General features: G+C 61.3%; 6 protein-coding genes and 1 pseudogene. 4 read left to right on the forward strand and 3 right to left on the reverse strand.

Translation table 11 applies throughout. From position 1 onward, the window contains the following. Positions 1-64 precede the first annotated feature (64 nt). Positions 65-1,390, reverse strand: coding sequence for an APC family permease (locus ACW9IN_RS06420; RefSeq protein WP_457365090.1), 1,326 nt, complete (start codon positions 1,388-1,390; stop codon positions 65-67). 130 nt (positions 1,391-1,520) lie between these two features. Continuing rightward, positions 1,521-2,342, reverse strand: a complete 822-nt coding sequence (locus ACW9IN_RS06425) for a carbon-nitrogen hydrolase family protein (protein WP_457365091.1) — start codon at positions 2,340-2,342, stop codon at positions 1,521-1,523. Between the two features lie 93 nt (positions 2,343-2,435). Here ACW9IN_RS06425 and ACW9IN_RS06430 point away from each other — a divergent pair. The 4 genes and pseudogenes from ACW9IN_RS06430 (at position 2,436) to ACW9IN_RS06445 (ending at position 12,755) form a co-directional block, all read left to right on the forward strand. After that, a pseudogene (locus ACW9IN_RS06430) lies at positions 2,436-3,199 on the forward strand (response regulator transcription factor). Positions 3,200-3,228: 29 nt separating this feature from the next. After that, positions 3,229-4,848 (forward strand): FMN-binding glutamate synthase family protein, encoded by a 1,620-nt coding sequence (locus ACW9IN_RS06435; RefSeq protein WP_457365092.1) that lies wholly within the window; start codon positions 3,229-3,231, stop codon positions 4,846-4,848. A gap of 165 nt (positions 4,849-5,013) precedes the next feature. Then, positions 5,014-6,153, forward strand: coding sequence for an OpgC family protein (locus ACW9IN_RS06440; RefSeq protein ID WP_457365093.1), 1,140 nt, complete (start codon positions 5,014-5,016; stop codon positions 6,151-6,153). 110 nt (positions 6,154-6,263) lie between these two features. Next, positions 6,264-12,755 carry an NEL-type E3 ubiquitin ligase domain-containing protein gene (locus ACW9IN_RS06445; protein WP_457365094.1) on the forward strand — a complete coding sequence of 2,164 codons (6,492 nt, stop codon included), beginning with the start codon at positions 6,264-6,266 and terminating at the stop codon, positions 12,753-12,755. 3 nt (positions 12,756-12,758) lie between these two features. On the opposite strand, the gene ACW9IN_RS06450 is transcribed toward ACW9IN_RS06445, so the two are convergent. Then, positions 12,759-14,177: an amino acid permease gene (locus ACW9IN_RS06450; protein WP_457365095.1), complete on the reverse strand. Its 1,419-nt coding sequence runs from the start codon at positions 14,175-14,177 to the stop codon at positions 12,759-12,761. Positions 14,178-14,193 lie beyond the last annotated feature (16 nt).

Genomic DNA, 14,193 nt, shown 5'->3' on the forward strand with positions numbered 1-14,193 from the left:
ATACAGTAACACAAATCATGCACCCAAACGAGAACCTATTGCAATAAGAATAGGCCCGGTGCTTCTAAGCGGTTTCCTGAAAGTCCATTTCCGGTGGCTGTTGCGAGAAACCACGGGTGAGTACCCCCAGGTAAACCAGACCGATCGCCAACCACACCAGCCCCAGGTAAATCGCCAGGTGATCGAGGCTCACCATCAGCCATACGTCCGCCGCCAGGCCGATGGCCGGGAACACCAGGAACAGCACGAGTTCACGCAGGCCACGCGCCTTGGCGCCGATCCAGTAGTGGAAGATCACCGACAGGTTCACCAGGCTGAACGCCAGGAATGCACCGAAGTTGATGAACGACGTGGAAGTGGTCACGTCCAGCTTCAACGCCAACAACGCCACCACCGCGCACAGCAGGATGCTGTTGACCGGCGTGCCGAAGCGCGCATGCAAAGTGCCGAAGAACGATTTGGGCAGCACGCCGTCACGCCCCATGGCGAACAGCAACCGCGAACCACTGGCCTGGGCCGACAGCCCCGAGGCGAACTGGCCGACGATCAAGCCGATCAGGAAGATCGACACAAACAGATCGCCGCCGATGTTGCGTGCAATTTCATACGCCGCCGAATCCACGTTGGCGAACTCGAAGGACGGATGGGCAATCTGCACGAAGTAGGACACCGCCACAAAGATCAGCCCGCCAATCAGGGTGATCAGCATGATCGCCCGTGGGATGGTGCGGCGTGGGTCGCGGGTTTCTTCGGTGAGGGTGCTGACCGCATCAAAGCCCAGGAACGAATAGCAGGCGATGGCCGCACCACTCATGATCAATGGCATGTGCATCTGGCCATTGAAGAACGGCGCGATGCTCCACAACGGCTTGCTTGCGTCGCCGCCGATGTAGTGAATGCACAGTGCGACAAATGCGATCAGCACCAGGAACTGCACCAGCATCAGCAAGGCATTTATGCCGTTGGCCAGTTTGAGGCCGACGATATTGATAACGCTGGTGATGCCGATGAACGCCAGTACCCAGACCCACTGCGGCACCGCAGGGAACGCCGAATTCAGGTACGCCGCGCCGATCAGCCAGATGGCCATGGGCAGGAACAGGTAGTCGAGCAACACCGCCCAACCCGCGATAAAGCCCAGTTTGGGGCTGATGGCCTTGCGCACATAGCTGTAGGCGGAACCGGCCACCGGAAACGCCGAAGCCATGCGCCCGTAACTCATGGCGGTGAAAAACATCGCCACCAGCGCCGCAAGGTAAGCGGCGGGAACCATGCCGGCGGTGGATTGCGCCAGGATGCCGAAGGTACCGAGCACAATGATCGGTGTCATATAGGCGATGCCAAACAGCACCACCGCCCCTAACGACAGGGTGCGTTGCAAACGAGCCATGGGTGATTCTCCGCGCAATTATTAGATTTATGGCAGAACTGAAGTCGGTGAAGCGAGTGCATTGATTCTTATGGGTGCAGCGCCCCCTTGTAGGAGCCCGGCTTGCCGAACTCCTGCAAGGGGGGTGGTGTCAGGCTTTGGGGATCAGCAGTTCGCGCGTCCCGTCGCTGCGCTCGATCACCTCACCTGGCAATTTCAAGCGCTGGTCGTCCAGGTAGCGGTAGTCCTTGCGCGCCGCCGCCAGTTGGTCGAGGTCCAGCTCGACGGTGAATTGCCCTTCTTCACGTCCGGCTTCAAACAGCAAGGTGCCGAACGGGTCCACCAGCGCACTGCCGCCGGCAAACACCAATTCGCCATCGCCGTCTTCCACACGGTTGACCATCAGCGCAAACGCCTGGTTTTCCTGGGCGCGGGCCATGATCGCGGTGCGGTGTGTGGGGCCATACGGGTCCATGTTGCCGTTGGTGACCAGCAGCAATTGAGCACCCAACTGCCCCAAAGCGCGGGCGGATTCCGGAAATTCGATGTCGTAGCAGATCAACAGGCCGACGCGTATGCCCTTCCACAGGCAGGTGGCATAACGATCACCGGGGCTGACCACGCCGCGCTCCAAAGGCCACAGATGGGTCTTGCGATAACGCAAGGCGATGCCTTCGGGCGTGATCAGCAGGGTGGTGTTATAGAATTGGCCGCCGTCGTTCTCGATCATGCCGATCACCACGGCGACATCGCGTGCACGGGCAGCCTGGATAATGGCTTGCACGGTGGGACCGTCCAGCGGCTCGGCAACAGCGGCGACGGTTTCAGCCGAGGGGAAACCGGTCAGGTGGGTTTCCGGGAATACGATCAGTTGCGTATCGTCGGCGCAGGCAGCAATGGCCGCCAAGGCGCGCTCAAGGTTGTAAGCTGTATCGTTATCACGACCGGCCAACTGGGCAAATTCGACCTTCATGGGTATTCCTTGTTCTTTAGCTGTGCCGCAGTATGCGCAGCCTCAACCCACCAGGGAATCACGCGGCGGGGGTAACCCGATAGGGGTAGATCAATGACCATGTCGCTGCAAGACATCGCCTGGCACCGTGCGGTGGGGCAAATGATAGACGCGCTGGACCAGCCCAACTTCTGGACCCAGCTTGTCCGATTGCTGGACCAATACGTGCCGTCCGACAGCTGGGTGGCACTGCTGTTCAGCAGCGCGCACCGCCCGCTGGTGTTCGCCGAATGCCCAGGCGCCGACGGCACGCCGGACCAATTGTCCAGGACTACCTCAACGGCCTGTACCTGCTCGACCCCTTCTACATCGCCAGCCGCGAGCGTGCCCACACCGGGCTGGTTCGCCTGGCCGACGTCGCGCCGGAGCATTTCGAACTCACCGAGTACTACCAGCGCTACTTCCGCCTCAACGTCGTGGCCGATGAAATCCAGTTCAATTGCCACCTGCCGGACGGTCGCACCCTGTGCCTGTCCCTGGGCTCGAACCAACGCTTCGATCCGCAGCAAATCGCCCTGCTGTCACTGATCCAGCCCTGGGTGCTGAGCCTGCTGCGCCAGCGCCTGCCCCATGAACTCAGCCAGGTCAGCGTGCCGCAGCCACCGCTCCAGAATGACGACTGGGGCGCGCAGCTCACCGCCCGCGAGCTGGACGTGGGCCGCTTGATGCTCAGCGGTTGCTCCAGCAAGGAAATCGCCCGTAAGCTGGAAATCTCCGTGGAAACCGTGAAAGTCCATAAGAAACACATCTACAGCAAGCTGGGTATCAAATCCCAGTCGGAGCTGTTTTCGATCTTTCTACAGGCGCAAAACGCCTAGCCGATGAGTCCGAACCCAAGGAAAACCGTATGAGCCTGTCGTTACTAAGCCGTTACGCCTTCTTTGCCGTGTGCGTCATTTTCACCCTCGCCAGCCTCCCCTTTATCGAACATGAATGGCTGTGGCCCATCACGGTGGTCACCGGCGTGCTGAGCCTGATCGGCCTGTTCGACCTGCTGCAAAGTCCCCACGCGGTGCGCCGCAACTACCCGATCCTGGGTAATATCCGTTACCTGGTGGAAGCCATCCGCCCGGAAATCCGCCAGTACCTGCTTGAGTCCGACAGCGACGCCCTGCCCTTCTCCCGGGCCCAGCGGTCGCTGGTGTATTCGCGCGCCAAGAACGAAAGCGCCGACAAGCCCTTCGGCACCCTGATCGATGTGTACCAGTCGGGCTTCGAATTCATCGGCCACTCCATGCGCCCGGCGCCACTGAGCGACCCCAGCGCGTTTCGCGTGATGGTCGGCGGCCCGCAATGCAAGCAACCGTACTCGGCCTCGGTGTTCAATATCTCGGCGATGAGTTTCGGTTCGCTGAGCGCCAACGCCATCCGCGCGCTCAACCAGGGCGCCAAACTGGGCAACTTCGCCCATGACACCGGCGAAGGCAGTATCAGCCCGTACCACCGCGAACACGGCGGCGACCTGACTTGGGAGCTGGGCAGCGGCTACTTCGGTTGCCGTACCAGCGACGGGCGCTTCGACCCGGAACGCTTTGCCGTGCAGGCGCAGAACCCGCAAGTGCGGATGATCGAAATCAAGATGAGCCAGGGTGCCAAGCCCGGCCACGGCGGCATCCTGCCCAAGCACAAGGTCACCCAGGAAATCGCCGACACACGCGGCATCCTGATGGGCGAGGACTGCATTTCACCCTCTCGCCACAGCGCGTTTTCCACGCCGCTGGAAATGATGCAGTTCATCGCCCAACTGCGCGAACTGTCCGGCGGCAAACCGGTGGGTTTCAAATTCTGCCTGGGCCATCCGTGGGAGTTCATGGGCATCGCCAAGGCCATGCTCGAAACCGGCATCCTGCCGGACTTCATCGTGGTCGACGGCAAGGAAGGCGGCACCGGCGCCGCGCCGGTGGAGTTCACTGACCACATTGGTGTGCCGCTGCGTGAAGGTTTGCTGTTCGTGCACAACACCCTGGTGGGTCTGAACCTGCGCGACAAAATCAAGCTCGGCGCCAGCGGCAAGATCGTCAGCGCGTTCGACATCGCCAGCGTGCTGGCCATCGGCGCCGACTGGGCCAACTCGGCGCGCGGCTTCATGTTCGCCATTGGCTGCATTCAATCGCAAAGCTGCCACACCAATAAATGCCCGACCGGCGTGGCCACCCAGGACCCGCTGCGCCAACGCGCGCTGGTGGTGCCGGACAAGGCCCAGCGCGTGTTCAACTTCCACCGCAACACCCTCAAGGCGCTGGCGGAAATGCTTGCGGCGGCAGGGCTGGATCATCCGTCGCAACTGTCGGCCAAACACCTGGTGCGACGCATGTCGGCGACCGAGATCAAGCTGTTCTCGCAGTTGCATGTGTTCCTCAAACCCGGCGAATTGCTCACCGGCGAAGTGAATGGCGAGTTCTATTCGCGCATGTGGCAGATGGCGCGGGCGGACAGCTTCGAACCCCACGAAGCCAGCGCCGCGTGATGTTCCCCTGGCCTGCCCGGCACCGGGCAGGCTTTACATTCAGTAATATCCCGCCTTTGCAATTGCTTACAAATACCGCCAACCTGCGCCGGCCCGACGTGCGGCGTACGACAACACGCGCATTCGCCTGTCTTTACTAAACCTTTTGTTCAAGAGCCCGCTGCCATGCTGAACGGACGCGACCCGCGCATCGATTTTTTTCGGGGCCTGGCGTTGATCTTCATTTTCTGGGATCACGTCCCCCACAACCCCCTCGGCCAGATCACCCTGCGCAACGTCGGCTTCAGCGATGCGGCGGAAGTCTTCGTGTTCCTCGCCGGTTATGCCGCCGTGCTGGCCTACGGCAAGATCCTGCAACGCGACGGCTACTGGATTGCCTCGCTGAAAATCCTGCGCCGTGCCTGGGTGTTGTATGTGGTGCATATCTTCCTGCTGGCGATGCTGATGGGCATCGTGTTCTTCGCCAACAGCCATGTGGAAACCCGCGACCTCGTCGAGGAGATGGGCCTGACGCACTTCGTCACCCACCCGCAACAAGCGCTCACCGATGAACTACTGCTGCGCTTCAAGCCCAACCTGATGGACCCGCTGCCGCTGTACATCGTGCTGCTGGCCGGCCTGCCGCTGGTGTTGCCGCTGCTGCTGCGCAAGACCTGGGCGGTGGTGGCGGTGTCCACCACCATCTACCTGTTGGCACCGTGGATGGGCTGGAATCTGCGGGCCATTGCCGATGGCGTTTGGTACTTCAACCCGGTCACCTGGCAACTGCTGTTCGTGCTCGGTGGCGCGGCGGCGATCCACAGCCGCCAGCCACGGCCTGTCGAGAACAGACCACTGAAGCATCAGCCGATATTCGTCGGGGCATTGGCCTATGTGCTGGTCACCGGGGTGATTACCCTGTCGTGGCGCTGGCCCGAAATTCATGACGCGGCAATGCCGGCGTGGCTCAGCGACCTGATCTACCCCATCAGCAAGACCGATCTATCACCGGTGCGCCTGCTGCACTTCCTCGCCCTGGCCTACGTGACGGCCAAACTGCTGCCGGGCCGTACCTGGACAGAGGGACGATTGGCCCAGCATCTCTGTCGCATGGGGCGCTATTCGCTGGAGGTATTTTGTCTGGGCGTGGTGCTTGCGCCGCTGGCGGACATGATCAACGCCCTGGCCGACGATGCGTTCGCCATGCAGATTCTGACCGCGCTGGTAGGCGCCCTGTTAATGGCCGCACTGGCGCTGTGGCTGGAATTCAACCAGCAGCTGGACCAGTCGCTCAAGCCGGCACCCAAACGGGTCAGCGCCGTCTGAACGTATTCGAACAGCGCCACGAGTCGACGCACGTTATATAGGTAGCCCTCGCCACAGGCGGGCGGATGTTCCCATTTCCTTCCACGTCTCACTGTGTAAGGAAATGGCTCATGCCCGATCACCCTCTCAATAGCCCGTCCGGCCAATTGCAGTCCAGCGAACCCTGGGGCCGGCAACAGGCCCTGGAACTGCTGCGTCAAACGCTGGCGCAGTCGCTGAATAGTCTGACCCTCGTCCAGCAGCGCGACTACGTGCGTCTGCAACGGGAAGCGACTGCCGCACTCAAGGCACTCGAAACGGAAAATGCACGCCTGATCCAGGCGTTCAAGCACAACGGCCTGGCACTGTTGCGCAGCAAACTGGGCGGCCTCGACCCGGAAGCCATCTTTATCAACACCCGCTACCTGGAAAAAATCGACGTCCCACTGCCCTGGGAGCGGCGCAGCAGAGCCGTCGACGAGACACCGCAGTCGCCGCGCCCCGAGCGTGCCCTGGACGAGTCGCGATACCGCACTCATATTTCCAGGTTTTCGCTGTGGGAGGCCGCTTGCCTGAACTTCGATTTCGGCACCGGTAATCCCCAACGCTCCGGCCACAGCTACGTCGACGCCTCCTACCTCACCGGTGTGGACGAAAAGCAACTGAGTGTCAGCCAATTCATCAGCATCTGTCGCGAACTGGACCTGGGTGGAAAACTGCAGGTCGATTTGGCCGCAACCTTGGGCGCTGGCGGCAAGCTGCACGGTTTGATCGAAACCAGCACCCGCGCTCACCTGCGGTATGAAGCACTGGAGGCCTACCGCAACCGTGATAGCAGTGGCGTCACGCAAGCCCTGTATGAAGCGCTGGTGACCACGATCGAAGACACGGGAGCGCCGCTGCCTTTCGACATGCTGAGCATGAATCTGGATCTCACGCTGCTGCCGGCCGTGCCGTTTACCCCCTCCGGTACCCGCATCCAGGTGCCCTTGCTGTTGATTCGTGTGGGCAGCCTGGGCGTGATCGCCTATTTCCCGTTTCGCCCGGGCGGAGCCTTGCGCTATCACCCCGACGCCCGAAGCGCCGGCGCGCAATTCCATGCCGACCTCAAGAACAGCCATCAACAAGGCGACCTGGAGTGGTTCTCGCGACAGCTACCGATCACCGAGATCAATCAATTCAAAGACTTGCTGCACGACGAACCGCGACCATCGGGCCCGACCGGCTTTGCGGGTTTTCTCTACGACTCGTTTCATACCTTGTTCTCCGAGCGAACCCTGGAACATGTCCGCTTCGTCAACGACCCCAAGCCGGCGCGTGCAATGACGCTGGTGCAAGCGCTCAGCCTTCGTCATATCCAGCACTATCAGGCCAACCTGGGCATGCTCGCCACCCAACGCTCGGAGCGTGACTTGCAGGGGCTCATCGACGGTGCGGCGGCCATTGCCGGTGAGGTCATGGAGCTGTTGATGACCCCCATGCCCGGTGGCGTCACCGGTTTGAACCGGCTGATGCAGGGGGTGGTGTTCGGCAATCTGGCCTACAGCCTGATCATCGGTGTCAATGAGGCGACCAAAGGCCGGGCCGGTGATTTCGCAGCCGCCATGTCTGACGTGGCGGACCTGGCAATCAATGGTCTGTTGATTTCTACCGCAGGGCGCGTGCACCGCCAGCGCATGGAAAACCTGCTGCAACGCCTCGGCGATCCCCGCAAGGTGCCGCGCAGCGACGGAACGTTCGAACTCTGGAAACCGCAGCTCGCCCCTTATGCGGTCGCCAACCAGAACCTGCTCGCGGGCAAGGAGCCTGACGCCCAGGGTTTGTATCAGATCGACGGCAGGCAATATGTGCGTGTGCAGCAAGACGCCGTACAGGTTGTGGCCGAAGTCACGGCAAATCCAACCTCCGCCGGTTTCGTGCTCAAACACAAAAATGGCAACGGCTTTGCTGCGCCGGTGGTTTTAAATCCCGCGCTGCAAACCTGGAGACTGGACCTGCACGGCGCCGGCCAGCTTTCCGATGCCCAACTGCTCGCTCAAATGTTTCCCCACGATGATGCGCCCGTGTCCGAGGAACACATGCGAAACCTGCTGCGCAGCACCGGCGTGTCCCGCGCAACGCTGGATCGTATCTGGGCGGGAGAGGCACCACCGGTCAACCTGATCGAAGCCAGCCGGCGCGTGCAGGTCGACCGGGTCATCGAGCAACTGAGCAGCCGTTTTCACCGCAGCGGCACGATGCCGGCCCATGCCGACAGCGCTGTGCTCAGCTTGCTCACGCAACTGCCCGGCTGGCCCGCCGAGTCGATCATCCATGTGCATGACCAGAGAGGTCATTTGATCGAAAGCCATGCGGCCAACATCGACGCCGCGCGAGCGATCAACCTCAAACGCAAGGACGATGGCACCTACATCGCGCTCGACGCGCCGGACACCACGGTGGCCACCCAGGACGCACTGTTCGAGCTGATCCTCCGTCAGCAGCCCGCGACGTCGACCCTGGGCAAGGAAGGCAGCCCCGGTCTCACCGAAGCCCAGCGTATCGCCCGCCTGCGCCTGCAAATCAGCGGGTTGGCAAACAAGGAGCGGATTGCATTGTTCCAGGCTCTGACCCGCTACGCCGGCCAGGCCCGGGCCCAAGTGCCCGCCGACGATCCGGCACGGGTATTCGTGCCCGTCAAGGCGGCGTCCGAGGGTGTGACACCGTTGCTGAACAAGCTGCACGCGCAATTCCCGCCATTGAGCCTGGCCAGCCTTGAGCAGTTGCTGGAAAAAAAACCATTGAGCCCGGCACAGCAAAACGCCTATCTCAAGGGAGAACCGTTGCAGGTCGACGTACGTGAACATTTGGAGCACTACCGCACCGCCTTGCACATCGACGCCATACTCGACGAGCTGTACTACCCACGCGCGTTCAGCCACGCCGCCGACCGGTGGGCTCGGGAACTCGCCACCGGCCTGCTGCTGGAGCGCCTGGATCGTCACTTCGTCGTTACCGAATTCGTCGATGGCAACGCGCAAAATCGCTACCGCAACACCGGGCCCGAGGACACCACCGTCGAACTGTTGCATTACGGTAACGGGCGCTATGAAGCCTACGACATGCGCAATGGCGGGCCTATTCCGGTATCGCCCGACGTTAACAGTTTTTACCTGGCCATCGACTCGGTGCTGCAACCCCATGAGCGCAGGTTGCTGGGCATGACCTCGCCCCGCGACACCCGGGGCTTGCGCCAGACCCTGGCGGACCTGATGAGTGAACGCCGCACCCCTGCTGGGCTGGTCAAGCTGCTCGATGATTCGTTGCGCCAATATCAGCAGAATCCGGTACTGCCCGTTGATTTGCAGCCCAATTCCGAAGGTTTGTATGACTGGCAAGGCGGTCAATTAATGCCGCTTTACGGTTCGTTTTATCCCGTGATCCATGATCTGCACGTACGCAAGTGGCGGCTCAAGCATCCGAACAAGGTTGGCGTCGAGACACCGCTTCTTGAACACAATCGCCACGGTGCCTGGCGCCTGGAAAGCGAAAATCCGTTGAAATGGGACGACCATCACCTGTTCTCACGCTTGGGCGGTGCCGACTTCAATGTTGACTCATCGACCGCCGAACGCATTGTCAAGGTCACCGACACACCGGCCCGCGCCTTGCGCGAAGTGCACTGCGCCGGCCTGCCGCCGCCCCCGTTGCTCAAGGACAGCAGCAAACGCTTTGCCATCGAGCGACAGATCCTGCACTTCATCAAAACCATGACCCACTACTCGGCAGCAGGCAGAGCACGGCCATCGCTGCAATTACTGCTGGTGTGCGCGTTGCCCCAATGGCCAAAAAGCCATGTTCTGGAAGTGCATGACGAGGCCGGTCGAACCATCACCCATTACCCTGCGGCCAACGCCCACGCACCACAGAAAATCCGCATGTCACGCGAGCAGAGCCGCAGCCTGGAACCCCTGCTTCGCCTGGTGAGCGACGATATGCTGACCCGTGCCCTGCTCGGCGAATTGCCCGAAGGCCAGGAGCAGCGCTTGTTCAAACTGGCAAAGAAAATCGCCGAGTACGCGCACCGCGAGCGCGGACAACTCTTCGAAATGCTGTACGCCCAAAGCGAACCCAACGGGAATGGCGTGGAAGGCCGCTTGCGCAATCACTATCCACAGATGCCCAGCAGCGCCATCAAGGCCCTGATCGAACATGCGACCACCAAAGAACTCAAGCAACTGAACGAGGGGGGGCCAATTCCGTTGCGCCTTGAAGAACAGGCCAGGCTGACGAGCCACGACCTGCGCTTGAACCGCGCCTTCGAAGGTTTGTATCTGACCACACTGAACAACCCGGACAGCGAAAAAATCATGCTGCACCTGCTCAAGCATGTGCCCGGCTGGCCCGACCAGCTGCGCATCGATATTCATCGAGACGACGCCGGCGGCCCGTTGCTGGAAAGTGCCGGGCACCTGAGCGGCACTGTGCGCAAGGTCCTCGCGCAGACAGACGGGCGCTACCAGGCCTACGACACCGGGGGCAAGCCGGTGGCCGAGAGTACCGATCTGCTCACCGCCCTCTGGCATGGATTGGACGACAACGAGCGCCACGCCCTGGGCCTGGACGACAGTGGCGACACCACACCGCTGCGTAACGCGATCGCCGACCTAGCCTTCAACCAGCGCGTGGCCATCAAGGGCTTGCTGGGCTTGCCGCATATTCCTTATTGGCTGCAACCACCGGTACCGATACACAGCACATTCACCGCTTACCCGTTCAGTCTGAGCAATCTATGGCCATTCGGCGGCAACCAGCCGGCGGACATCGTGGCCAGGGTGCGCGAACTCTATCCAAGGATGAATCGCGCCGCGGCCAATGACTTTATCGACTCGTTGGGCATGAACGACGCGCAACTCGTGCTGGAGCTGGACCGACGCAAGGCAGAGTACGCGAGCCTAGAATTCGGGCTGGAGAAATGGGCATCCGACCACTCCCCCCTGGATGACGATGACCCACTGGGCATGAACCTCGCACGACGCAGGTATGCAGGGCAGCAGATTCTTCGCGCCTGGCGCAGGGAAACGCAGCAAATGATCGCCGGAGGGCTGTTCAACGCTCACACTCTGGAATTGCAACTGGACGCCAATACCCTGCCTGATCCCGACTTCATCCTCGGCACCAGGGGCTTCGAACACATCGACTACCTGAAGATTTCCAGCGACGGTTTTCCTCCTACCGGTAACGCCTTCTTGAGCAAATTCGCCGGTCTCAAGTCGCTACGGCTCGATTGCATGCTCACCGACCTGCCGAACAGCCTCACCGACATGGTGCAATTGGAACACCTGGATCTGAGTGACAACCAGATTGTGCTGACAAATGAATCCCGCCAGCGCCTGGCCGGCCTGACACGCCTGGAAATTCTGAATCTTGACGGCAACCCGCTGGGACTGACGCCCGACGTTTCGGCCATGCACTACTTGCTCAACCTGAATCTGCAAAACACGGGCATCAGCCAATGGCCCATCGGTGCCGAACATCTCACCCAACTGCACAGCCTGCTGTTGCAGGAAAACCGTATTACCACGGTGCCGGAGGTATTGTTCACCAACACGGCCATGCAAAGGACAAATCGCGGCACGATCCTGCATGACAACCCCCTGGATGCCCCGACCCTGCAACGACTGACCGAGTACCATCAGCGCACCCGCATACTGCTTGGCGGGGCGATGCCCGGTACCTTGCATGTGCAGCCGTCGGCGGATGATTTCACGCCGTGGCTGGCCGGTGTGCCGCCTGCCGATCATGGGCAACGCAGAGTCGTCTGGGAGCAACTCCAACGGCATGAGGGGGCGAGCCCGGACGATGTCTTCCGGGTCTTGCGGGATCTGACCCAGGCCCACGACTATAGAAGCCTGCCGCGACGGCCGGCGCTGGTGTCCAGGGTCTGGCGCGTGCTGCACGGCATGGCTGAATCCCACGCGTTGCGCGAACAGATTTTCCTCAATACGTACCTCGCAGGCACGTGCGGCGATGGCGCCATTCTGGCGTTGAGCAACATGGAAATCCTGCACAGGCAGCACCAGGCCATGGAACGCCCCAATTCCAACCAGGCCAACCGTGATCTGCTGGAATTGGCCGAAGGTCTGTTTTATCTACGCACACTGGACAACTTGGCCGATGACCATCTGACGGCCTTGCGCAATGCGCGCGGACCTGAAGGGCAAGAGCCCGATGATGTCGAGGTCAAACTGTACCTGCGGCTGCATTTCCGAGTGAACTACAGGCTGCCGTTGCAGCATGAGGAGCGGCTTTACGCACCGGGCAACGACCTCACTCAGCAGGACCTGGCCCGCATTACCACTGCAATGGCAGCAGTGAGATCGACCAATGGCGCAGCGAACGCTGTGCTGATGGAAGGCTTCTGGATCAACTACCTGGCACGCAGCATCCCGGAACCCTTCACCACCATCGAGGAAGTGACCCGCCGCAAACTTGAAGCACTGAAGCAAGAGATTCCCGACGTCCGCTCCATGGATTACCAGGAGCGGCGCCAGTCGATCAAGGAAGAACAGGAAGCCGAACGCAACCGCCTGATCGATCAGCTGACCCGTGCGGCCCGCAGCGGTGCGCAACGGGCCAATTGAGGGTCAGACCGATTGCGGGGAGCCGCGCTCGGCGCTGGCGGGTTGCAGCTTGAAGACGTAGAAGAGCACCGTCAGCAACACCAGAAATGCCGGCCCCACGTAGAGCGCTACGCGGGTGTCCGGGAAGTACGCCATCAACCCCACCACCAGCACCAGGAATGCCAGTGCCAGGTACGAGCTGACCGGGTACAGCCACATGCGGTACTTGAGACCGGCCTGTTCGGCCGGGCTCAAGCCTCTGCGGAATTTGAGCTGGGCCAGCAGGATCATCAGCCAGGTCCAGATCGCACCGAAGGTGGCGATGGACGTTACCCAGACGAACACCTGGTCCGGCACCAGGTAGTTGAGCAACACGCCCAGCAGCAAGGCGAAGATCGACAACAACAGTGCCTTGCGTGGCACTCCGTTGCGTGAGGTGGTGCCGAAGGTGGCCGGTGCCTGACCGTTCTGCGCCAGGCTGTAGAGCATGCGCCCGGTGCTGAAGATGCCGCCGTTGCACGACGACAGCGCCGCCGTGATCACCACGAAGTTGATGATACCGGCGGCGGTCTTGATGCCCAGTCGCTCGAAGGTCATCACGAACGGGCTGCCCTGGGTGCCGATTTCATTCCACGGATAGATCGACAGGATCACGAACAGCGCACCGACGTAGAACAGCAGGATGCGCCAGAACACCGAGCCGATTGCGCTCGGGATGGTCTTGTGCGGGTTGCGCGCTTCACCGGCAGTCAGACCGATCATTTCCACACCCAGGTACGCGAACATCACCATCTGCAGGGACATCAACACCCCCTGCACCCCATTGGGCATGAAGCCGCCGTGGGTCCACAGGTTGGAAATGCCCAGCGCCACGCCGTCATTGCCGAAGCCGAACGCGATGATGCCGACACCGCCGATGACCATCGCAATGATGGTGACGATCTTGATCAGGGCAAACCAGAATTCGAATTCGCCAAAGGCTTTTACCGCGATGAGGTTGATGGTGCCCATGCTGACCAGCGCGGCCAGGGCCCAGATCCAGCGAGGTGTATCGGGGAACCACACCCCCATGTAAACCGCCACGGCGGTGATCTCGGCGATGCACGTCACCAGCCACAGGAACCAGTAGTTCCAACCGGTGAGAAAGCCCGCCAACGGGCCGAGGTAATCCTGGGCGTAACGGCTGAACGACCCCGCTACCGGGTTGTGCACCGCCATCTCACCGAGGGCGCGCATGATCACCAGGATCGCCAGGCCGCCAATGATGTAGGAGAGCATGATGGCCGGGCCGGCCATTTCAATGGCCTTGGCCGAGCCGAGGAACAGCCCGACACCGATGCAGGCGCCGAGGGCCATGAGGCGAATGTGCCGTTCACCGAGTTCGCGTTTGAGCGGGCCGCCTTGAGCGGTCTCGCCATGGGGCAGTGGGTTGCCGACTGGCATAGGGTACAACCTCATT

It is taken from the genome of Pseudomonas sp. SDO5271_S396 (assembly GCF_054071795.1).